A 22,946-nucleotide genomic window follows, 5' to 3' on the forward strand; every position below is an offset into this window, starting at 1 on the left:
GCTGCACTATCCAATCTGTAGATCATAATTGTGTAATCACGTACAAGGGTTCATCAAAAAATCCGAATAGCTGTCACAATCTATACTTATATGATTAACACCGTAGCTGTATAAGAGAATCATACTTCCTGTTTATTGCCCATTTGCGGTTAAAACAGTTCTTAAACGGATGGATTAACAAACGAAAAACTATGGCAAAACGCCTTTTCAGATTGATCAAGGTCCATCTTGTCCGACTTCGGATATTATCCTTGCAGGATAACTAGAAATTATACGCTTCTACTCAAACTTCGGGAACCTTTATCCACAGCAATTAAAGGAAAGTCCGCTTTGTCCTGTAAACTATGTGACCATTATCACACCCAAAAAACCACATATAGTTTATAAATGGATAAGACGAATCTACATATAGTGTTATACGGAAATTGAATGATATTCAATCATTTTAGGAGGAACCTTACATGAACATGCTTGAGTATGCCACTCCACCGGCATCCGATCTATTATCCGACCTGGGAAGACGAATTATTGGCGCAGAAGACGCCGATACGCTGAGGGAAAATGCCAATCTGAACGGAGACTCCTTCAGCGGCAAGATGAGCAGACTCGGTTCGGAGACCGCCAAGTGGCATGCTCTGCGTCATGTGCTGCCGGAAGAGCTTGCTCAAGCTGTGGAGAACGGGGATCTGTACGTGCACGATCTGGATCAGTATGCACTCGGAACGACCAACTGCATCTTTATCCCGTTTGACCGTCTTCTTGCTGCGGGTTTCAATACAGGCAACGGATCGGTTCGCACACCTCAGACGATCATGTCTGCAATGGCTCTGGTTGCGATCATCTTCCAATCCCAGCAGAACAGTCAATATGGCGGTGTATCGGCCAATAAGATTGACTGGGATTTGGCCCCTTATGTACAGCGATCGTTCCGCAAACACTACCGCAAAGGGCAACGGCTCTTTGATGAAAATGTTCTGATCGGGGATGAACAGCTTCATCTGGATAGCATCGAAGCGAAGAATCAATGTCCGCGGGCATATGCCTTCGCCTATGAAGAGACTGAATTGGAGACAGGACAAGCTGCTGAATCACTGATTCATAACCTGAATACGATGAGCAGCCGGGCGGGTGGTCAGATTCCATTTACTTCACTGAACTATGGATTATGTACTTCTGCGGAAGGACGGTTGGTATCACGCTCGTTGCTGGAAGCAACCATTCGTGGCCTGGGCAACGGGGAGACTCCCGTGTTCCCTCAACATATTTTCCAATGTAAACAGGGGATCAATCAGGCTCAAGGAGAGCCGAACTATGATCTGTTCCGGCTCGCAGTCACCTGTTCATCCCGGCGGATGTATCCTAACTTTGTCAATGTGGATGCCTCTTTCAATCTGCCCTACTATCATCGGGAAGATCCGGATACGATCATTGCAACAATGGGATGCCGCACACGTACACTGGCTGACCGGTTTGGTCGCAATCGTCAAAGTGGTAAAGGTAATCTGTCCTTCAACACCATTAACCTCGTGAAGCTCGGCATCCGGTTTGGTATTTGCCAAGGTGCAAGAGCTGTCGCTGACCGAACCGGATTCTATACTGCTTTGGAGTCAGTTATGCATAATGCCGCTTCCGGCCTGCTGCACCGCTACCGAATTCAGACATTGCAGCCTGCCAAGGCATCGGACTTCATGATGCGGGAGGGTGTATGGGAAGGTGGAGAACAGCTTGGCCCGAACGAGCCGGTTGCCGAGCTTTTAAAGCATGGAACATTATCTCTTGGTTTTATCGGTCTCGCAGAATGTATGACAGCTCTCTATGGGCGCCATCATGGGCAGGACACTCATGTACATCGTGAAGCACTGAACATTATTCGGACCATGAGAGAGTTCTGTGACCGGATGAGCGAGCAGCATAACCTGAATATCACCCTGTTTGCCACACCTGCTGAAGGGTTGTCCGGCAAATTCACAAAGATTGACAGAGAGCGTTATGGCCTCATTCCTGGAGTTAATGATCGGGAGTATTATACGAACTCATTCCATATCCCGGTATACCATACTCTTCCAGCTTATCGGAAGATTGAACTGGAGGCCCCGTTCCATACGTTATGTAATGCGGGTGCAATCTCCTATGTGGAGCTTGACGGGAACGTTCGAGCCAACACCGCAGCTTTCCTGCGGATCGTGCAATATGCACTGGCACAGGATATCGGATATTTCTCCATTAATCACCCGATTGATCGCTGTCCTGCATGTGGTTATGAAGGCGTCATCGGGGATGTATGCCCAGGCTGTGAAGCCCATGAGAACCATGTACACTTCCAGCGGTTACGCCGCGTAACGGGCTATCTGACCGGGGATTACAAAGTACGCTTCAATGCTGCGAAACAAGCTGAAGTGCGGGATCGGGTGAAACACCGGTGAATCTATATGGTTACATCCCGGAATCGGTGAATGAAGGGACCGGCCTGCGTGCTGTGTTGTTCATCAGCGGATGTCGTCACGCCTGTCCGGGCTGCTTCAGTCCGGATTCATGGAGCTTTCGAGCGGGGGAGCCCTTTACAGAGGAGCGGCAGCAGCAGATTCTGCATGAAGTGACGACCCATCCATTGCTGGATGGCGTTACGTTGTGTGGTGGTGATCCCTTTTTCTCGGCAGCAGAATGTACGTCTTGGGTTCAACAGCTCCGCGCTGCACGTCCTGATCTGACGGTATGGGCCTACACGGGATTTGAATATGAAGAACTGATTACCGACCCTGCGAGAGCGGAGCTTGCCCGGTTGTGCGATGTGATTATTGACGGTCGATACGTTGAAGCGGAGCGTGATGTCTCCCTTCCCTTCCGGGGTAGCCGGAATCAGCGTTTGATTGATGTCCGTGCAACACTAGCCACTCGAACCATCGTTACAATGCAGCTCAGTATGCGGTAAACATTGGTTTTACTCCCCTCACCAATTATTAAGGCACGGGTCCCCAGTGGACTCGTGTCTTGTTGGCGTATAGCGGTCTTCTTTAAGAAATAGGTTTTATCCATTCTCTCTATTTTCTTCTCTATTGCATGACGATATATAATATAGGTAGTTATTAAGTTAGTATTTAAAATTTAACCGTTTACATAAGGTAATCAGGGAGGAATCATCTTTTATATGGATATTGTTCAAGCATTAATTACATGTATGCCTTTCTTTCGAGATACGATTCGTCAGGATGTAACCCTCTCCGTGATTGATCGTGAAAAATTCCTATATTTCTCAGCAGGGGAATCGTTAAAACAACTGAATTATCAACCCGGCGACCCTCTATTGGATGGAAATCGAAATTTTGCTGATCTCAACGGCGGTACCGTCAAACGATTCGATCACTATCCTAAAGATTTGTTCGGTGTTCCTTTTGATGTGGCTTTCATTCCCATTAAAAACGAACAAGGTGAAATCATCGCCCTGTTTAACCTGCTCTACAGTATGGATGACCAGGACCAGTTGCAACAGCTCATGGATGCTACCGAAAATCTGACCAACCAGTTAATTGACAGTGTACAGCATGTAGCTGCACACTCCGAGGAACTCAGTGCCACAACTGAAGAGATCCGGAATAATTCCAAACAAGCCGTACAGAAATCAGGAAATGTAACCCAAGTCGCCAGCTTCATTCGTGAAATCTCCGAACAAACCAATCTGCTCGGCTTGAATGCAGCCATTGAAGCTGCTCGTGTAGGGGAAGCAGGTGCAGGTTTTGGCGTTGTTGCCAAAGAAATTCGCAAACTGTCTGTGGATACCAAAGAAGCGACGGCCCGTATTGAAGATTCTCTTCTCTCAGTTCGGCAATCCATTCAAGGCATGGAGAATGAACTTGGTGAGATCACTGCAAGCTCCCAAGAGCAGGCTGAACTCGTAAACAATTTCATGAGCACAATTGAGCAACTGAATGAAACCAACAAACAATTGAAGCAATTTGTGCAAAAAATGATTACGTTTGACGGAAAATAAAAATACGTGCGATGGCAAAGCATTTTGTATAATTCTAGTGTTACCGCTCAGGATAAAAGAGTTGGACAGGAAGAAGCATCCTGATCCAACCAGTGTATAGACCAACAAAAGCCTCCGAATGCATTCGGAGGCTTTTTCATGAGTTATTTGACTTAACGAATCTCAAAGTGACTGATGCGCACGCCTGCGGACAGCACAATATATATATCCTGCGTACCTGCTGCACCTGTAAGTTGCGCCTCCACGGTAGACCACTGTTGGGCTTCGCCCTGTGCCAGTTCCACACGTCCTGCTAGCGTACCCTCCGAAGAGCCGAGTCGCACTTCCAACACAGCGCCTGCTTGTTCCGCGGATACACGAGCTTCAATTGTTGCTGCCCCATTACCTAGATCGGCATCCTTGAAGGCAATCCATCCTTGCTCTCCAACTACACGGACAGCACTTCCGCCCTCTTTGCTCTCATCCAGATCAACACCCAGGTAAGCATCATAATTCTCTGCACGAGTAGCCACAGCCAGATTACGAGCAGGGATTATCTCTCCTTCTACCGTCAGGTCTGCAACCAGCTGAACATCAGAGGATGACTTGGCAACCATGATGGAGTAAGTTCCACTTTCCACGACATACCGATCACGAGTTACATCCCAGATTGCCAGTTCCTGAACAGGCAAGGTGAAGCTGACTTTCGCTGTAGCTCCCGCTTCGACATGAAGACGACGGAATCCTTTTAACGTTTTGAGTGGACGTTTCACCCGCGATTTGCCTGCACGAACGTACAACTGTACAACTTCGTCACTGGCGATTGTACCGGTATTGGTCACATCTACAGTTACCGTAACGTTGCCCTCTGTACCCACTTGAGCTGGGCTAAGTTCCAAATTGCTGTATTTAAACGTTGCATACGTCAGACCATGTCCAAACGGATACAATACATTACCTTCAAAATATTGATATGTCCGACCGGATTGAATGATATCGTAATCCTTGATGTCGGTCAGTTGATCTGCTGATTGTACCCATGTCATGTTCAAACGGCCTGCAGGCGCATAGTCGCCATAGAGTACGTCTGCTACTGCGTTACCCAGTTCCTGTCCTGCGTGTGAAGTATACAATACCGCCGGGATGTTCTCCTGAACCCAATTCGATGTGAACGGATAACTACCCACGATGACAACTACCGTGTTCGGGTTCGCGGCATAGACCGCCTCAACCAGACGTTGCTGGGATTCGGCGAGATCCAGACTTGGACGGTCAATCTCTTCTTTACCATTTACAAGGGGATTATTACCAACAAAGACAATCGCCGTTTCCGCAGCCTTAGCCGCTGCTACCGCTTCTTCAAGTCCGTTCACAAACACATCCTGCTTGAACGTCTCTGTGGCACCAAAGGTTTTCAGTTCTTCGGACACTACGAATGCATCGTTTCCACCATTAGGTGCAGTCACCGTTTTGCCATTCCAAGTGGTCAGACCTACACTTCCGTCCTGTTGTGGCAACAGGTGGAATACTTCCTTCACGAACCAGCCGTACACTTCATCAGCGGAAGCCGTTACGGTCTCTTCATCTGTGGTCAGATATTTGCCGTTGCTTTCCGCCTGTAATGTATAACTTCCGAAGCCCCAGTCGGAAACCATGAACGTCTCCGCTTCTCCCGAAGCAATCACAGGTGATTTCTCACCTTCTGCCAGTCCAATTTTCTTCCCATTGGCTATGGAAGTTAACGTAATACGATCATTACCATCCTTGAATGATACTTTATCGCTGCCTACTTTGCCACAGATCGCTTCAAGCGGGGATACGTTATAAGGCATGGTGCCTGCATACCAGTCACGATAGACGGTTCCGCCCAATTGACCAATCACAGCCACTTTACCAGCTTTTGTTTTGTCCAGCGGGAGCGTTCCTTTGTCGTTTTTGAGCAATACCACTTGTTCTCTTGCGGCTCTGAGCGACAGTTCTTTTGCTTTCTCCGTCATCATGGACTCTTCACCAATAGCAGCGTACGGATTGCCCTCTTCCGGATCGAACTCGCCTAGACGGAAACGCACACGGAACGTATTGAACAACGCCTTATCGATGTCATCCATCGTGAGCGTACCTTGTTCCAATCCTTCACGTAGTGCCTGTTTGGACAGCTCAGCATCATCGGTGATGCTATCAATTCCAGCTTTAACGGACTCTACCGTACCTGGTGTGTGGGAATCATAGTATTTATGATCATTCATGATGCCCATTACATCGCCTGCATCACTGACAACGAAACCATCCATGCCCCATTCGCCTTTGACAATCTCGTTCACAAAAGGATGCAACAACGCTGGCGTACCATTAATGGAGTTGTACGCTGTCATCATGGACTGTGCGCCGCCTTCTTTAAATGGCTTCTCGAACGCTTTCAGATAATATTCACGCATGTTGCGCGGATCAATGCTGGACGAACCGCTTCCGCGATCCACTTCGTTATTATTCGCAAGAAAATGCTTCAAGGTAGCGACCGCTTTGTAATACTTCGGATGGTCGCCCTGAATTCCTTTGACCAATGCTGTTGTCAGCTCGGCTGTCAGTTCCGGATCTTCACCATACGCCTCTTCATTCCGTCCCCAGCGCGGGTCACGTTCCATATCTACTGTAGGTGCCCACAGGGTAAGACCGTTCACTGCCGGATTGCGTTTATAAAATACACGTGCCTCGTCTCCAAGCACGGAGCCAATCTCCTTCATCAAATCCGCATCCCATGTGCATGCCAGCCCCACCGGTTGTGGGAAAGATGTTGCTTCTCCAAGCCAGGCCAAGCCGTGGGCAGCTTCTGTTCCGTGTTTGTATGCAGGCACACCCAAACGGTCTACTGCCGGTTGATATTGCAGCATGGATTCAATTTTTTCATCTTCCGTCAAGCGGGATACAAGGTCCCTCACACGGGTGTCTAACTCTAGTGCTGTATCTTGAAACGGATATTTCGTTTGGTTGGTGGTCATATAGAATCTCCTTTGGTTATCGGTAGTTAATTAAAATGATAGCGAATACATATATCAAGAAAAAACGGGGGTTAATTCGGATGAAATCTTTCTTCCAATAGATAGATTAATCCTTATACAATCAACGTTTACAGGTGTAAAACCTGGTCCCCTTTTCAAAACCTAAAACGATTTCGGTAATCCTATCATATAGCATGTTTAACAAAAAAAACAGAGGTTCTATGCAGGAAATTGTGAACATCACCTCTGCAAAATCTAAACAACACCGTTTTTTCCTGGCATAGTCTGGCAATCATGAATAAGAGTACAACGATGTGCGCTGAACAACATCCCATTCGATAGATTGAAGATAATCAAGGAGGAAAAAAAATGAGCGACAATCAGCAGCCCAAGACGGGTCTGCCCCCGGTCCCCGAATCACTGTGGCGTGCTACGCATGAATTCGATAGCTATCCGAAACTGACAGAAGATATTACCGCTGATGTGGCCATTATCGGTGCCGGTATTGCAGGCATTACCACCGCTTATCTGCTGGCACAGACGGGTATGCGTGTAGTCGTGCTGGAGGCTGGAAAAGTGTTGGATGGCACGACCGGTCATACCACTGCCAAGGTATCTGCACAACACGGTGTCATATTTGATGAAATTATGCATCATTTCGGACAAGAACAGGCTCGAATGTACTATGAAGGTAATGCCGATGCCGCGAAGTGGATGCGCAATCTGGTGAAGGAAAAACAGATTGATTGCCAGTGGGCAGAGGAAGATGCCTACGTCTACATTCAATCAGAGGAAAACATCAAAAAACTGGAGATCGAGCTGACCGCCTATGGCAAACTCAACATCCCTGGTGAGTGGGTAGACCCACTCCCTATTCCTGTTCCCGCAAGGGCAGGTATTCGCATGCCGGGTCAGGCACGATATGATCCGCTGGCCTACCTCCACTACTTGCTCGATTCCGCTGTGAAACAAGGGGTACAGATCTATGAGCATACGACAGTTACAGATGTAGAGGAAGATGCTTCTCTGCATGTACGAACCTATGGCGATGGCCCATCTGTAACAGCAGAACATGTTGTTGTAGCTTCTCATTTCCCTGTCTATGATCCCGGATTCTATTTCACGCGGTTACATGCGGAACGATCCTACGCCGTATTAGTCGAACCGGAGAAACCCTATGCCGGCGGCATGTACATCTCGGACGATACACCGTCCCGCTCCTTGCGTACCGTCTTACATGACGGTAAGGAACTTATCCTCTTTGGCGGCGAAAATCACAAAACCGGACAAGGCATCTGCACCTTCGGTCATTATGAACGACTCGAGCAGTTCGCAGCGGAGACATTTGGCATCCGCAACATCCCTTTTCGCTGGTCAGCCCAGGATCTGATCTCTATCGACAAGGTGCCCTACATCGGACCGATTACCGGAAGACATGAACGTGTCTATGTGGCGACCGGGTTTGCCAAATGGGGTATGACGACTGGTACAATGGCAGGACACATTCTTGCGGATCGCATCACTGGACGTGACAACCCTCATGCTGCCATATTCGATCCGGCAAGATTCAAGGCTGATCCTGGCATGAAACACTTTATTGTGGAAAATATGAATGTAGCCAAGGAATTAATCTCCGGTAAAGTAGGCATTGTGCACAAAAATGTTAGCGATATTGGTGAAGACGAAGGAGCTGTCGTTCGACATAATGGCAAACGGGCTGGTGCCTACAAAGACACCAGTGGCAAGCTGTTTCTCGTGGATACCACCTGCACCCATCTGGGGTGCGAAGTCGAATGGAACGAGGGCGAGCGTTCGTGGGATTGCCCATGCCATGGTTCCCGCTTCAATTATGCAGGCCATGTGATTGAGGGCCCTGCTGTGGAAGACCTTAAAGTTCTGGATGCACAAGAATAACCGACATTTAGCGATTCACCTGTAAACCAAAGAAACCAAAGTTCATCTCACAGACCGGATCGGAATCCGCCTTCAGACGGAAGCAACCGATCCGGTTTTTGCGTATGCTGAATTATATAGCTAAACAGACAGCCTCGGCTAAGTATTCGCATTAAACGAACTTATGATCGATAAATCGTGATACGGAACTATTTTAAAGTCACTACCTTGCATTAAACAGTACTGGATGCTATGATGACTTCACCACTACTGAACAATATACACTAGCTATAAATGAAGCTACGAAGGAGGAACCTGTGTGAATGTGAACATCCAGTTCAAAAAAGGAGTATTGGAGCTGTGCGTCCTGGTATTAATTAACCGCCAGGATCGGTATGGCTACGAACTGGCTCAGGCGGTCTCCAAACATATCGAAGTTGCTGAAGGTGCACTGTATCCCTTGCTTCGCCGGCTTGTGAATGACGGTTACTGCACCACCTACCTGCAAGAATCAAGCGAAGGACCGCCGCGCAAGTATTACCGACTATCCGATACAGGTCGCGATTACATGACGGCACTGACAACAGAATGGAATGAATTTGTGCGCAATGTCGCAAATCTGATTGAGGAAGGAATCCCTAATGAATAGACAACAATTTATGAAAGCCATGGAAGTTCATCTACGGCCGATGGACCCGTTCGAAAGGGCTGAGTTGCTCGCCGACTATGATCAACATTTCGAGCTTGGACTACGAGAAGGCCGGCTGGAAGAAGAGATTGCTCGGGAACTGGGACACCCGGAAGAGATCGCCAAGGAAGCACTCGGTGATCGTTATGACATTCATACGCCGGGTTCAGATGCGTTCTATGCACCGACGTATCGCGAAATGCGGTCACCTAGAAACAGCACCAGAGCCACTCGCAAATTTTTCACAGCCATCGGCCTGTTATTCCTGAATCTGATTCTTGGCATTCCTCTTGGTCTCATGATGTGGTCGGTATGGCTTGTTATTGCCAGCCTTTCCTTGCTGGTATTGGCTCCTGTGGCAGCAGTTGTGGACTTTGTATTCCTGGGGCAACTCGATAAACCGGAAATTTTCGTTGCGATTGGCGCTTTCGGTGTCGGCATTTTGTTTGCTATCACATCGAAGTATGTCTTTAGAGCCTTCAAAATCGTCACTCTTCAATATATTAGATGGAATAAAAACACGATGAAAGGAGATGTTTCCGCATGAGTACCAAAAAATGGCTTGCACTCGCCGTGATATGTATCGGAATAGGTTTACTTGGTACATCCATCTATGGCGTTCAGTTCGGGGATGAACGGGAGCATTATTCTAAACGATGGGATTTCAAAGCAGATGAATTGCAGAACATTATCATGAATGCTAATTTCAGTGCAGATATTGAATTTGTTGTAAGCCCGGATTCGAATGGTTATATCGAAGTGGATGGCAAATGGGACTCTGCCGTAGTCAAAAGCTTCGAACAAGCCACTTTATCCAACGGCACATTCCAACTGTCTCAGACAGAACGTGAACGATTACAATTTTTCACCCTGTATTGGAATGATCAAGACTCCACAATAACTGTGGCCCTGCCCGAAGGACACCAATTAAATGAGGTTAAGCTGGATTCTTCTTCAAGTGACTGGGATCTGACAGGTTTAAATGCCAATCAGCTTGAGCTGAACACCACCTCAGGTTCCATACGTCTGGAAAACATCAAGGCGCCCAATATTGAATTGGTTCTAACTTCGGGTGACATTAACGCTTCCATGATCAATGGAGACATGACCGTGAAACAGACATCCGGAAGCTTCACGGCAGATCAGATTGCCGGTCAAGTGAACAGTAAGATTAAATCAGGAGATATTGAGATCACTGAATTAAACGGTGCAGCCGATGTTCAATTCACTTCGGGTAGCATTCATATTGAACAGTCCCATCCTGCCCCGATTAATGCGTCTGGAACATCAGGAGATATTTTCATTCAAGCTGCACCTGATTTTGACGGAATCTATGACGCTAAGGCTACTTCCGGAAGTGTAGATGTACCTGAATCGCCAATGGTGAGCCGGGAAGTGATCAAGGCCCGTACTTCTTCTGGCAGCATCGAGATTACCAAATAGTGATGAAGCAAATTTCCGAACTGTGGGTAATATAGTATAATCAGATGCCAGTCCAATTCTAAGGAGGAATTACCCACATGGAACTTAAAAATAAAACAGCGATCATCACAGGTGCTGGTAAAGGTATCGGACGTGCGATTGCTGAGGCACTTGCCAAAGAAGGTGTGCACCTTGGCCTTATTGCACGTACCGCTTCCGATCTTCAGGCTCTGCAACAGTCACTTAGTCAAGAATACGGTGTAAAAGTAACCAGTGCTGTAGCAGATATCTCGGATCGCACGCAGGCGGAAGCCGCTGTAGCAGCCATCGAGATGGAACTCGGTGCGGTGGATATCCTTATCAATAATGCGGGGATCGGAAAGTTCGGGACGTTCATGGAGATGGAGCCGGAAGAGTGGGAGCGCATCCTGCAGGTGAACGTTATGGGTACATATTACGTTACACGCGCTGTCCTTCCGAGCATGATCAAGGAAAGTAGCGGCAGCATTATCAATATTGCTTCCACTGCAGGTGAACGCGGATTCGCTACAGGTTCGGCATACTGTGCATCCAAGTTTGCACTACTCGGCATGACCGAATCTCTGATGCAGGAAGTGCGTAAGTCCAACATTCGTGTGACAGCACTGACTCCAAGCACCGTTAATACGGAGCTTGCGACCAATGCCGGACTGAAAATTGGCGACGAAGATCGCATGATGCAAGCGGAAGATGTAGCTGAACTTGCACTCGCAACGCTCAAGCTGTCCGACCGTGTCTTTGTCAAAGCAGCAGGCATCTGGACGACTAATCCGCAATAGACAGAGGCTGCTGATCATTCTACGGAATCTCTCGCACCTTATTGTGCTCTTTTGCAGGAAATGAGAAACGTAACGAATCTCTGCGACGTTATTTCGCCAGAAGTCTGTGGAATGTAGCCAAATTACACACACAGCAGTGAAATAAAGCGTCTGAGATTCGTTACATCTCGAGATCTGCTTAGAATCATCTAATAGGGCTCGCTCAGTTCGTTAGAAATATAAAAGGACGTTTCCCATTGTACATGTATGCAGGTTCGCATGTTCATGACTTGGGAGCCGTCCTTTTTGTATTTTACAAATGATCCAGACCCAATTCTTTGGACACCGCAATGAGCACCACCGCAGGCTCCTCACCGATATTGGTCACTTCATGGGGCACGATCGCATTCCAGGTAAACGAATCACCCACTTCAAGAATTTCCACATCTTCGCATTGCTCCGCACGAATCTTGCCCTGCAACACCAGATGGCTTTCCTCTCCGGCATGTTTGCTCACCCCGGTCGAAGCACCCGGCGGTAACTCCACAATGGACATACGCATTGCACCTTTGGCTGTAAGCTGCTGCACTTTGATCTGTCCGCTTCCGGCTGTCGTCTCCTTGCGCTCGTTCTTACGTACCACATTCATCCGTTGCTCCGGTGTCAGCAGCAAATAAGGAAGTGGCACTTCCAGATAATCCGCAATACTTTCAAGCGTAGCAATGGAAGGTGACGTTTTGTTGTTTTCCACGTTGCTGATAAAACCTTTGGACAAACCGGTTCCCTCGCACATCTGCATGATCGTAATCTGTTTCTGTTTGCGGATCGTACGAATAGCCAAGCCAATATCCATATTGCGTCCCTCCCCTTCTATTGATCTATATAAGACACCAGACGTAAGCTTAGCTACTTCAGGTTATCTATTCGGCGCTTGTCTCAACAAATATAATCCGATTGCCAAACGGATCTGTCACGGTCATTTCTCTTGATTGCCATGGGGTCTCCTCTATACCGGGTCTCGCATTTTTGTACTCTTTCTGACGAAGTGCACCATGGAATGTATCCAAGTTATCTGTTTCCACGCGCAAGGCAGCTCCAGGTGTACAATCTCCATGATGTTCGGATAAATGAATCACGATGGAATCGAGTGAAATCTGCATATATAAGGGCATATCTTGCTCAAATCGATGTTCCCAATCCAATTGGAAACCGAGGTATTCAAGGTAAAACTCTCTAGCTTTATTTTCATCAAATATTCTCAAAATAGGCACGATACTCTTTAACATCCTGATCACGTCCTCGGGAATAAGATATGAACCATGCGCAGCGGCATTTATTGTAGAACCATTCAAGATTTTTTATAAACAACATATATTCATCATACAAAAAAAGTATTGACCCTACAATGAAACCATGATAAATTTTGTTCATAAATAAGAATATTTATTTCATATTGGTGAACTTTATTGTCAGAAAAGATATATTTAACTCATTCCTCTTCAGGTGGTGTTTTCAATGAATTCTCCTTATATACATGAAGTCCGATTACCGTCTCATTACAATCCAGATCAACGTTATCCTGTCATTTTCGCCTTACATGGCATGGGGTCAGATGAACAGGATATGCTTCGTTTAATGGAGCCTATGCAGTCTGATTTTATTATTGTTGCCATCCGTGGGCCTATCGTTCAGGGTAGTGGTTATGCTTATTTTCAGATTAAAAGCATTGGCAACCCCATCCGTGAATTGTATGATGCCTCCGTTCAGGGACTGCAACAATTGATTGTTGATCTGTCTGCCAAATATGCTATTGATCCCACACGGCGTTATATCGCCGGATTCAGCCAGGGCGCCATTATGGCGATGACTTTATCGCTGATTATGGGAGATGCAATTAAAGGCATTGTAGCGATGAGTGGGTACATCCCGCAATTTGTGAAAGACGAGTACAAGCTGCAACCCGATTCGGAGCTGTCTGTGTTCATCTCGCATGGGGATCAGGATCATCTATTCCCGCTGCAACTGGGGGAATATAACGCCAATTTCTTCCGTCAACATACCAATCACGTCACATATGTACCTTACAACGGTGGGCACCAAGTGACCCCCGATCTATATCAACAATTTCAACACTGGCTTCGGACGGATGCAAATCTGACTACCGAGGACTCGAAAGGACTGAATTCATAATGATGCCATCCCTGTTTGTTGCTCACGGTGCCCCATCACTGGCACTGGAGGAGAATGTGTACACTGAATTTTTGCAGAAACTTGGACAGGAACTGCCGAAACCCAAAGCAATTGTATTGTTCTCTGCTCACTGGGAATCCACAACTCAGCTTGTATCCTCGGTAGCCAACTATGAGACCATTTATGATTTCGGCGGTTTCCAGCCAGAGCTGTACCAGATCAAGTATCCAGCTCAAGGACAGGCAGAGACCACAGCCGAGGTGGAGCGTTTATTCACAGAAGCCGGGATTCCGGTACAAACGGATGACGTTCGTGGCCTGGATCACGGCGCTTGGGTCGTTCTGCGCCTGCTCTACCCAGATGCGGATATTCCCGTAGTCGCCTTGTCCGTGAATCGCTATCTGACAGGTGAGCAGCAATATCAGGTCGGACAAGCGCTCGCTTCCTTGCGTGAGCAAGACATTCTCGTCATTGGCAGCGGCGGAACCGTCCACAATCTACGTCGATTGAACTGGGAAAGTGACGGCGTTGACCCGTGGGCATCGGAGTTCGACAACTGGTTACATGACAAGCTGGTGAGTTGGGATACGGAGTCTCTCTTCTCCTATGATAAACTGGCACCTTCAGCTCAAGCCGCCGTGCCTACGCCGGAGCATTTTGTACCGCTGTTACTCGCCATGGGTGCGGGAGATCAGAACAAGCAGGCATCGCTCCTGTTCAAAGCCTATCAGTATGGCAATCTGAGCTTGTCCTGTTGGAAGTTTGAATAAAGAGGACGATGTAAAACGAACTAAAGTATTTACACTCGTTACTCCGATGACAGAACAACCTTCCGATCGCTGTTATCCCCAGATTTTTTTATTTACTTTATATAAAGGTGAAAATCTGGGGATAAAGGCGAACACTTCGCTTCTTCAGGTTATTTCTGCCCTCTACGTTTTCGTGTAAAAGATTAGTTTCATTTATAAAGTAGATAAATAACTAGCGTGAGTTACAGGGAATGCCCCTGTTACTCACGCTTTATTTGTTGTTACCGCCTTTAAATGATGAGACCATCGGAGCATGTAAGACAAAACTCTAGTTTCTTGTGTGCTTTTCCGGATTATAACTATAATATGAGGTGAAATCAGGCACAGTTTGCTCGCTTATCACTCACCATATTATCTGAATAGCTCATACGGAGGGAATTGGATGCCAGAACAGCGTATATATGAATTGATGGATGAACTGGATATGTTGCTGGAGGAGAAGGTACAGGATGAGGAAAACCGGGAGCTCTTGGAGGCATATCGCGAGTTTGAAGGCGTGACGGATGAGCAGCTCGACGCATTCGAGCAGGAACATGGTGTTCGTTTGCCCACTGATTTTTGTGCATTCTACAAACGAAAAAACGGCAGTGGATATGGCTTTCACGTGTTGTATCCAAGTCTTGAGGAAGGACGGGAATCCGAGCCATTTTACCTGTTATCCCTGGAGAAGATTCAAAAGGAGCAGTCCACGCTGGTGGAGAACCGCATGGATGATTATTTTACCGAAGAAGAGATCCGTGAGCTTGATCCTCGAATCAAACCCTACCTTTTTCAAAAGAAATGGATCACGTTTGGCAAGCTTGGAGGCGGTTCACTGTATCTGATGTTCGATTTTGATCCGACAGAGCAAGGAACCGTCGGGCAGATTATTATGTAAGTACATGATCCGGATTTTGTATATTATGTCGCTGGGACGTTTACGGAACTGTTGGAACAATCCAACCGCAATTTACGTGCCTTGGAGGCTATCGAGTACTGAGTTGCACATGGTGATATGACCTTTTTTGCATAATGCTGGGATATGTCAAAGCGGTTATAATAACATTTAGTGGAAATGCACATGCTGTATAGATAAGACTGCCTTTTCTACACCTAATACATTGATCTGGGAGGAACATACGAAGTGGCTGAACAACCGAAGTCTGAGAGCTTTATGTCTCTCATCAAAAAAGGAAACACATCCTCCGCCGTAGCGATGGCAGGTAATGCCGTACTTGCTGTGTGCAAAGGGGGAGCCTTCCTATTCAGTGGCAGTGGCGCCATGTTCGCTTCGGCGATGCATTCACTCGCTGATGCCATTAACCAAGGGTTTGTCTTTGTCGGAAGTGTGTTGTCCGAGAAAAAACCTACACGCCGCTTCCCGACCGGATTCGGACGGGTCATTAACATTTTCTGCATGATCGCCGTTATTGTTGTTACCATTATGGCGTATGAAACGATCCATGAAGGTATCCATCTTTTGCAGCATCCTGTTGGTCATACCGGCGGTCTCTGGATCAACATCGGAGTGCTTGTTCTGAACATTGTCATTGACGGGGCCATTCTGATCAAAGCCATGAAGGAAATTCTAAAAGAAGCACGCGCACCCAAAGCCGCCGGATTTGCCTTGGTCCCTGCTGCCATCAAAAACGTAGGCCGTGCTGCGCCACCAACCCGTCTCGTATTCTACGAAGATGTTGTAGCAGTACTCGGTGCGACACTCGCCTTGATCTCCGTTGTAGTCATTGCATTGACCAATTTTGCATTGCTCGATGGCATTGTGACAACGATTATTGGATGTCTGATGATCGCTGTAGCCTTCCGTGTCGGTTACGATAATATGATCGGATTGATCGGTGTAGCGGCTCCCCAAGATATTGAGGACAAAGTGTCCCAGACTATTCTCGCAGACACACACGTTGCTGACATTCAGATGATGCGTATCATTCAGGAAGGCCGTTATTATCATGTCGAAGGTCTGATTGAACTGACCAAAGGACTCAGTCTTGCCGATGCGGATGACATCAAGTTCCGTATTCAGGAGAAACTGATGACAAACCCCGACATCGCCGACGCTGCCATCTCCATTATTGAGGATGACGGTGTGAACAGCTGGGGCAAGAAACATTCAGATGTAGTGAAATAACGAGCTTCGTTTTGATGACTCAGCTTTACCATTCAGTAGTTGCTCAATTTAAGTTTAACTGTTGACTAAACAGTCAACGAATCGTATATTGTTAGTAACAGATCTCGCCCGCACCTCTGCTTATGCATGTGGAACAGGGCGAGACATTTTTGCGTTATGGGGGTATTTTCCTTGCCAGATGATGTTCAAACTACGTGAAATGAAAGCGCCTACTACATATGAAGAACAACTCGAAAAGTTTAAAAACCGAAAAATGACAATTGAAAATGATGTAGAAGCAATTTCAATCCTGAAACGCATTCACTATTACAGGTTTACTGCATATGCCTTAACTTTTAAACAGGATACCTCGGACAACTACATTGAAGGAACGACTTTCAACAAAGTGTATAAGCATTATTTGTTTGATGCAGCCCTTAGAAATCACTTTATGAAGATTGTCGAGTACATCGAGATTGCCTTAAGATCACAAATTTCATACAAGCTCGCCCACAAGTACGGTGCTCTTGGATATACGAATGCCGCTAATTTTTCTAAAATTCAATTTCACCAACGTTTTATGGAGGATTTGCAAAAATGCATTCAAAAACAGCACAAAGAAGTGCTTATTGCTCATCATAGAGAGAATTACCAAGATAGATATCCTATCTGGGCGGCTTTTGAAGTCAGTACAATTTCTATGATGTCCTCACTCTATAAAAATCTAAAAACGTCTGACAAGAAGTCTATTGATCGAGAATACTACCCTTCTCCAAACATAAGTTATAGGGAACTTGAGAACTGGTTCCACGTCTTAACTGTTTTTAGGAATAGATGTGCTCACTACAGCAGACTTTTTAATTATAGAATCCCTGTTACCATAAGATACACACGAAATGATGAATTATTAGGCTTAGACAAAGCCTTTCTTTTTGGAGCTATCTACAATGCGAAGTACCTGATAAAGGATAGAACAATCTGGGATAGTTGGGTGACTGAGCTATCCTCATTAATCGAAGCTTACACTATAGTTGATATATCCCTTTTGGGATTCCCTACAAACTGGGAGCATCTGCTACGAAAGCAATGATAATTCTCTCTTGCAACATGCAAGCCTAAATCACATTTTTCTGTGTAACTTGTTCACCACCGTTTGGCACAGATTGTTTGCATGAAAAAACGACTGAGTATCTTTCGTACCTAGACTTAGGTCTAGGTTCACTTTAACTCCAAAGACGGAGGATAGACTTTTCCAGTTCATGGTATGCTGTGAGTAACGAAAGTATTGCTCTACATACAACCGTTCGGAAAATTGATCTTGTATTAAGAAGGAGAGATATTATGGCTAAACGTACGATCCTTGCGCCTGTTCTCATTTTGCTGGGCGTGTACCTGATTCTGAACCAGGGAGGTTCACTCGGTCCAGGTACAATCTTCGCTACATTCTGGCCCACGTTGTTCGTGATTCCGCTCGGGCTGTTCTTCCACTGGCTGTACTTCTCCATGATTGGCAGAGGGGTTGGACTGCTGGTTCCTGGTGGACTGCTGCTCACCGTCGGTATCGTCTGTCAGATCGCCATGTTGTTCAACAACTGGAGTACGATGTGGCCGGGCTTCATTCTGGCTGTTGCTGTTGGTTTGTTCGAATTGTATTGGTTCGGTGGTCGGAACAAATGGTTACTGATCCCCATCAACATTCTAACAGTTATATCGTTGCTGTTCTTCGCTGTGATGTCGATTGGCACGATGCTGAGCAGCTTGAGCTTTATCCAACCGTTCGTGGCGATTGTGCTGATTATGGGTGGGGCATGGATCATGGTGGGTCGCAAAAAGCGCATGTAGTGGCAATTTATAAGATGAATGGGGTGCGATTAACTGAGTCACTGCGGTGACAGAACAACTTCTGATCGCTGTTATCCCCGGATTTTTTTGAATCCCATCTGGAATGGGAAAATCCGGGGATAAAGGCGAGCGCTTCGCTTCTTCAGTTTTTTCTGTCCCCTCCGTTAACGTGTGATCTTTAATGATCATCTTTTATGGCACTTCAAGCGCTATTGCTCTAAAGTAGGTAAAAAAAGGGGTGCTGCTCGTCATCAATTGATATGACGAGCAGCACCCCTTTTTGTTTTTTTTCAGAATCTAACGAACTGTGCACACGTTATTGGCGGTTATTTACTGTGCATTTTAAACTCCAGGAACAGGTCGTTATAATGCGAGAGCATTTTTTTACCCAGATTATCGTAGACCTCCAGCTTACCTGTCAGGGTCTCGTCCGGATAGAAGCGTTCATCCTCGGAGATATCCCCTGGCAGCAGCTTAAGTGCCTCGGCGTTCGGTGTGGAATACCCGACATACTCCGCATTGCGAGCGGCATGATCAGGGTCCAGCATGAAGTTGATAAACTGGTGTGCCCCTTCAATATTACTCGCCGTCTTCGGGATAACCATGTTATCGAACCAGAGGTTCGAGCCTTCTTCTGGCACCATGTAATCCAGCTTGTCGTTCTCATCCATAATCTCGGATGCATCCCCGGACCATACAAGTCCAACTGCCGCTTCCTCGTTCGCAAGCAGCATCTTGATCTCGTCTCCGACAATTGCTCTGACGTTAGGCGTCAGTGTAGACAGCTTCTTCAGCGCTTCTTGCAAATGGTCTTCGTTGGTATCGTTCAGGGAATACCCAAGACTGTTTAATCCCATCCCAATGACTTCGCGTGCCCCGTCAAGGAGAAGGATTTGATTTTTCAGACGTGGGTCCCACAGGTCGTTCCAGCTATCAAACGTCAACCCATCCACCAGTTCGGGATTGTACACAACCCCCACCGTTCCCCAGAAATACGGGATGGAATACTTGTTACCTTCATCAAAGGACAAGTCCAAGAACCGCGGATCGATGTTATTCAGGTTAGTCAGTTTGCTGTGATCAATTGGAACGAGCAGGTCTTCTTCTTTCATTTTGCTAATCGCATATTCGGAAGGGATCGCCACATCAAACGTGGTTCCCCCCTGCTCAATCTTGGTCAGCATCGCTTCATTGGAATCAAACGTCTGATAGATAACCTTAATGCCTGTCTCATCCTCAAATTCCTTGAGCAGATCGGGGTCGATATAATCGCCCCAGTTATAGATAGTCAGCGTGTTGCCGCCAGAATACCCCTGACTCTTGTTCAGATACGAAGCCAGGATCATCAGGGCAAACGCGGCCACAAAAACAAGTGCAAATGTCCGTACCAGTTGCTTCATGGTCGCAGCCCCTTTCCTCCGGGAGGTATCCGTGTTGCACGGCGGTTAATGAAGTAATATCCGACCACCAGCAGCACCGTGAGCAGGAATAGCAGGGTAGACAAAGCATTGATGGACAACGAAACGCCCTGCCTTGCTCTGGAGTATATCTCTACCGAGAGTGTGGAGTATCCATTACCTGTGACAAAGAATGTTACTGCAAAATCATCGAGTGAGTACGTCAAAGCCATGAAGAATCCGGCAAAAATACCTGGTTTCACGTATGGCAACACCACACGCGTCAGAATCTGCCAGGAACCAGCGCCCAGATCGCGTGCCGCATCCATCAATGTTGGGCTCATCTCTTGCAGCTTTGGCAGCACCATGATCACGACAATGGGTACACTGAACGCAATATGAGACAGCAAGACCGAAGTGAAGCCCAGTTTGATGCCAATCATGGTGAACAAGATCAGGAACGATGCACCAATGATGACATCGGGACTAACGATGAGCACGTTATTGAGTGACAGCAGCGTATTTTTGGTCCGTTTGCGACGTACATGGTAGATCGCCAGTGCTCCTGCTACACCAAGGATTGTCGAGATGGCCGATGACAGTAGTGCAATGATAAATGTATTCAGCACAATGATGAGCAGCCGTGTATCGGCGAACACCTCTCTGTACCATTCAAGCGTGAATCCTTCGAAGCTGCGCATGTGGCCGCCACTATTGAAGGAGTAGAAGATCAGATACGCAATCGGTGCGTACAGTATGGCGAATACAACGGCTAGATAGACGTTAGACAGCTTTCCGTTTCTTCCCATTACGCACCTCCTTCTTGCCTGATCCAGTCAGGAACATAATAATCGCCATCGCAATAATCAAAAAGACGGCAATCGTAGAACCCATCCCCCAGTCCTGGGTGACGAGAAAATGCTGTTCAATCGCTGTCCCCAGCGTAATTACACGGTTCCCCGCAATGAGGCGGGTAATCATGAACAGAGACAGCGCAGGAATAAATACAGCCTGACAGCCTGATTTCACTCCACTAATCGTCAGTGGAAAGATAACCCGGCGGAAGGTCAGCCACGATGAGGCTCCCAGATCCCGCGCCGCGTAGATCAACGATGGATTCATTTCTTCCAGCGCATTGAAGATCGGCAAAATCATGAATGGAATGAAAATATACACCGAGACAAAGATAAAGCTGAAGTCGGTGAACAAAATCTGCTGTGTACCAATCCCCACGACTTCAAGCAGGGAGTTGGTCAGACCGTACGTTCCGAACAGGCCGATGAAGGCATACGCTTTTAACAAAAGATTGATCCAGCTTGGCAGAATGATCAGCAGCAACCATAGCTGCTTGTGCTTCGTCCGGGTCAGCATATACGCCGTCGGGTAGGAGATTAACAGCGAGAAGGCCGTAATCAGAAATGCATACCAGAACGAACTGAGCGTCATCTGCAAGTACACAGGTGTGAAGAACCGGGCGTAGTTGCCAAACGTGAAGTTGCCTTCGACGTCGAAGAACGAGTAATAGATGACCAGCAGAACCGGCGCCACAACAAACAACACCATCCATAATACATATGGAATCAGATACGCATTGCGTGTGCTGGCCTTAGTCTGCATGAGCGGCCTCTTGATAGGCTTCGAGTCGTTTGTCGAACTCTTCTTCGGTCTCGTTAAAGCGCATGACGTGTACAGCTTCCGGGTCAAAATAGAGACCTATCCGTGCGCCGACAACGGCTTTCTTCGTTGAATGAACAAGCCACTCATTGCCCGCATCGTCGTACGTAGATATCTCGTAATGCACCCCACGGAATAACTGGGAGTCCACATTAACCTTGAGCTTGCCTTGGTCTTCGGTTGTAATCTCCAGATCCTCTGGACGAATGACAATCTCTACCGGCTCGTCCCGCTGGAGACCCTGATCGACACACTCGTGCTGTGCGCCAGCGAATTCCACCACAAAGTCCTGCTTCATTTTGCCCGATACAATGTTGGATTCTCCGATAAAGTCTGCTACAAAACGGTTAATCGGCTCATCATAGATATCATTCGGTGTACCGCTTTGTTGAATCACGCCACCATTGAGGACAAAAATCTCGTCGGACATCGCCAAGGCTTCCTCCTGATCATGCGTAACAAAGATAAACGTAATGCCCAGTCGCTGTTGCAGCTCCCGCAGCTCATACTGCATTTCGGTCCGCAGCTTCAGATCGAGTGCCGAGAGCGGCTCATCCAGCAGCAAAATCTCTGGTTCGTTCACAATCGCGCGTGCAATCGCAACACGTTGTCGTTGTCCACCGGACATTTCACCAATTTCACGGTTCTCATAACCGGACAGATTGACGAATTTGAGGGCTTCCAACACTTTGCTGCGAATTTCAGCCGTTTTCATCTTTTTGATCCGCAAACCAAAAGCCACGTTCTCAAATACATTCAAATGTGGAAATAACGCATAATCCTGAAATACGGTATTCACTTGCCTCTGGTGGGCAGGCACCCGGTTGATAAGCGCACCGTTAAAATAAATACTGCCCTGTGTCGGCTCCGCAAAGCCGGCAATCAGCCGCAATATCGTTGTTTTCCCGCACCCTGACGGGCCAAGAAGCGTATAAAATTTACCCCGCTCAATCTCAAAGCTGACTGCCTTCAATACGGCTTCATCCTGATCGTATTGCTGAGTCACCGCTTCGAAGCGGATAATCGGTTGTTGTTCTGACATGCTTCACATCGCCCCCTTATACTTGAGGTACATCTTAAGTCTGTACGCCTTCGTTCATGCATCCTTATAGATAACCCATCTATTATATATGATTCAGGTATATCCGCAATGGTTTTGATGTAAACGCC

At 47.0% G+C, this 22,946-nt stretch carries 21 protein-coding genes; 14 read left to right on the top strand and 7 right to left on the bottom strand.

Features of this window, described 5'->3' with window-relative positions; all coding sequences use genetic code 11:
• The first annotated feature begins 461 nt into the window (after positions 1 to 461).
• The 3 genes from MKY66_RS27950 to MKY66_RS27960 all read left to right on the top strand — a co-directional run bounded on the left by MKY66_RS27950 (position 462) and on the right by MKY66_RS27960 (position 3,985).
• Positions 462 to 2,423, top strand: coding sequence for an anaerobic ribonucleoside triphosphate reductase (locus tag MKY66_RS27950; protein ID WP_076209707.1), 1,962 nt, complete (start codon positions 462 to 464; stop codon positions 2,421 to 2,423).
• On the top strand, positions 2,420 to 2,929 hold the full coding sequence (gene nrdG, locus MKY66_RS27955; protein ID WP_076209706.1) for an anaerobic ribonucleoside-triphosphate reductase activating protein: 510 nt from the start codon (positions 2,420 to 2,422) through the stop codon (positions 2,927 to 2,929). Before MKY66_RS27950 ends, nrdG begins: the two co-directional genes overlap by 4 nt.
• A gap of 216 nt (positions 2,930 to 3,145) precedes the next feature.
• Positions 3,146 to 3,985, top strand: coding sequence for a methyl-accepting chemotaxis protein (locus MKY66_RS27960; protein ID WP_076209705.1), 840 nt, complete (start codon positions 3,146 to 3,148; stop codon positions 3,983 to 3,985).
• 152 nt (positions 3,986 to 4,137) lie between these two features.
• Here MKY66_RS27960 and MKY66_RS27965 read toward each other — a convergent pair whose 3' ends face one another.
• Complete coding sequence (locus MKY66_RS27965) at positions 4,138 to 6,960, bottom strand: glycoside hydrolase family 3 C-terminal domain-containing protein (RefSeq protein WP_076209704.1); 2,823 nt, start codon at positions 6,958 to 6,960, stop codon at positions 4,138 to 4,140.
• Between the two features lie 369 nt (positions 6,961 to 7,329).
• Between MKY66_RS27965 and MKY66_RS27970 the strand changes: the two genes are divergently transcribed.
• From MKY66_RS27970 to MKY66_RS27990, 5 genes are all read left to right on the top strand, one after another.
• Positions 7,330 to 8,874 (top strand): FAD-dependent oxidoreductase, encoded by a 1,545-nt coding sequence (locus MKY66_RS27970; RefSeq protein ID WP_076209703.1) that lies wholly within the window; start codon positions 7,330 to 7,332, stop codon positions 8,872 to 8,874.
• Positions 8,875 to 9,172: 298 nt separating this feature from the next.
• A complete protein-coding gene (locus MKY66_RS27975; RefSeq protein ID WP_036667851.1) occupies positions 9,173 to 9,502 on the top strand; it encodes a PadR family transcriptional regulator in 330 nt (109 codons plus the stop codon).
• Positions 9,495 to 10,088 carry a DUF1700 domain-containing protein gene (locus MKY66_RS27980; RefSeq protein WP_076209702.1) on the top strand — a complete coding sequence of 198 codons (594 nt, stop codon included), beginning with the start codon at positions 9,495 to 9,497 and terminating at the stop codon, positions 10,086 to 10,088. The genes MKY66_RS27975 and MKY66_RS27980 overlap by 8 nt, the downstream gene beginning before the upstream one ends.
• The gene (locus tag MKY66_RS27985) at positions 10,085 to 10,984 is read left to right on the top strand and encodes a DUF4097 family beta strand repeat-containing protein (protein ID WP_076209701.1); all 900 of its coding nucleotides are present in this window, start codon (positions 10,085 to 10,087) and stop codon (positions 10,982 to 10,984) included. The genes MKY66_RS27980 and MKY66_RS27985 overlap by 4 nt, the downstream gene beginning before the upstream one ends.
• Before the next feature lie 77 nt (positions 10,985 to 11,061).
• The gene (locus MKY66_RS27990; protein ID WP_076209700.1) at positions 11,062 to 11,781 is read left to right on the top strand and encodes a 3-ketoacyl-ACP reductase; all 720 of its coding nucleotides are present in this window, start codon (positions 11,062 to 11,064) and stop codon (positions 11,779 to 11,781) included.
• Between the two features lie 292 nt (positions 11,782 to 12,073).
• Here MKY66_RS27990 and MKY66_RS27995 read toward each other — a convergent pair whose 3' ends face one another.
• Positions 12,074 to 12,613, bottom strand: coding sequence for an XRE family transcriptional regulator (locus MKY66_RS27995; protein ID WP_076209699.1), 540 nt, complete (start codon positions 12,611 to 12,613; stop codon positions 12,074 to 12,076).
• Between the two features lie 67 nt (positions 12,614 to 12,680).
• Positions 12,681 to 13,046, bottom strand: coding sequence for a glyoxalase superfamily protein (locus MKY66_RS28000; protein WP_076209698.1), 366 nt, complete (start codon positions 13,044 to 13,046; stop codon positions 12,681 to 12,683).
• Between the two features lie 229 nt (positions 13,047 to 13,275).
• Here MKY66_RS28000 and MKY66_RS28005 point away from each other — a divergent pair, with 229 nt between their 5' ends.
• From MKY66_RS28005 to MKY66_RS28030, 6 genes are all read left to right on the top strand, one after another.
• A complete protein-coding gene (locus MKY66_RS28005; protein WP_076209697.1) occupies positions 13,276 to 13,950 on the top strand; it encodes an alpha/beta hydrolase-fold protein in 675 nt (224 codons plus the stop codon).
• Complete coding sequence (locus MKY66_RS28010) at positions 13,950 to 14,720, top strand: class III extradiol ring-cleavage dioxygenase (protein WP_076209696.1); 771 nt, start codon at positions 13,950 to 13,952, stop codon at positions 14,718 to 14,720. The genes MKY66_RS28005 and MKY66_RS28010 overlap by 1 nt, the downstream gene beginning before the upstream one ends.
• A gap of 421 nt (positions 14,721 to 15,141) precedes the next feature.
• Positions 15,142 to 15,636, top strand: coding sequence for an SMI1/KNR4 family protein (locus MKY66_RS28015; protein WP_256704154.1), 495 nt, complete (start codon positions 15,142 to 15,144; stop codon positions 15,634 to 15,636).
• 246 nt (positions 15,637 to 15,882) lie between these two features.
• On the top strand, positions 15,883 to 16,884 hold the full coding sequence (locus tag MKY66_RS28020; RefSeq protein ID WP_100528301.1) for a cation diffusion facilitator family transporter: 1,002 nt from the start codon (positions 15,883 to 15,885) through the stop codon (positions 16,882 to 16,884).
• An 88-nt stretch (positions 16,885 to 16,972) separates the two neighbouring features.
• Positions 16,973 to 17,953: an Abi family protein gene (locus MKY66_RS28025; RefSeq protein WP_143760284.1), complete on the top strand. Its 981-nt coding sequence runs from the start codon at positions 16,973 to 16,975 to the stop codon at positions 17,951 to 17,953.
• A 251-nt stretch (positions 17,954 to 18,204) separates the two neighbouring features.
• Entirely contained in the window at positions 18,205 to 18,705 is a 501-nt protein-coding gene (locus MKY66_RS28030) for a hypothetical protein (RefSeq protein WP_036667859.1), read from the top strand.
• Between the two features lie 326 nt (positions 18,706 to 19,031).
• Here MKY66_RS28030 and MKY66_RS28035 read toward each other — a convergent pair whose 3' ends face one another.
• The 4 genes from MKY66_RS28035 to MKY66_RS28050 are packed head-to-tail and all read right to left on the bottom strand — an operon-like array spanning position 19,032 to position 22,818.
• Positions 19,032 to 20,105 (bottom strand): ABC transporter substrate-binding protein, encoded by a 1,074-nt coding sequence (locus MKY66_RS28035; RefSeq protein ID WP_076209695.1) that lies wholly within the window; start codon positions 20,103 to 20,105, stop codon positions 19,032 to 19,034.
• The gene (locus MKY66_RS28040) at positions 20,102 to 20,911 is read right to left on the bottom strand and encodes an ABC transporter permease (RefSeq protein ID WP_062836831.1); all 810 of its coding nucleotides are present in this window, start codon (positions 20,909 to 20,911) and stop codon (positions 20,102 to 20,104) included. Before MKY66_RS28040 ends, MKY66_RS28035 begins: the two co-directional genes overlap by 4 nt.
• Positions 20,886 to 21,719 (bottom strand): ABC transporter permease, encoded by an 834-nt coding sequence (locus MKY66_RS28045; RefSeq protein WP_017691799.1) that lies wholly within the window; start codon positions 21,717 to 21,719, stop codon positions 20,886 to 20,888. Before MKY66_RS28045 ends, MKY66_RS28040 begins: the two co-directional genes overlap by 26 nt.
• Positions 21,709 to 22,818 (bottom strand): ABC transporter ATP-binding protein, encoded by a 1,110-nt coding sequence (locus MKY66_RS28050; RefSeq protein ID WP_036612848.1) that lies wholly within the window; start codon positions 22,816 to 22,818, stop codon positions 21,709 to 21,711. The genes MKY66_RS28045 and MKY66_RS28050 overlap by 11 nt, the downstream gene beginning before the upstream one ends.
• Positions 22,819 to 22,946 lie beyond the last annotated feature (128 nt).

This window comes from Paenibacillus sp. FSL R5-0766, from assembly GCF_037971845.1.
Classification (GTDB): Bacteria; Bacillota; Bacilli; order Paenibacillales; family Paenibacillaceae; genus Paenibacillus.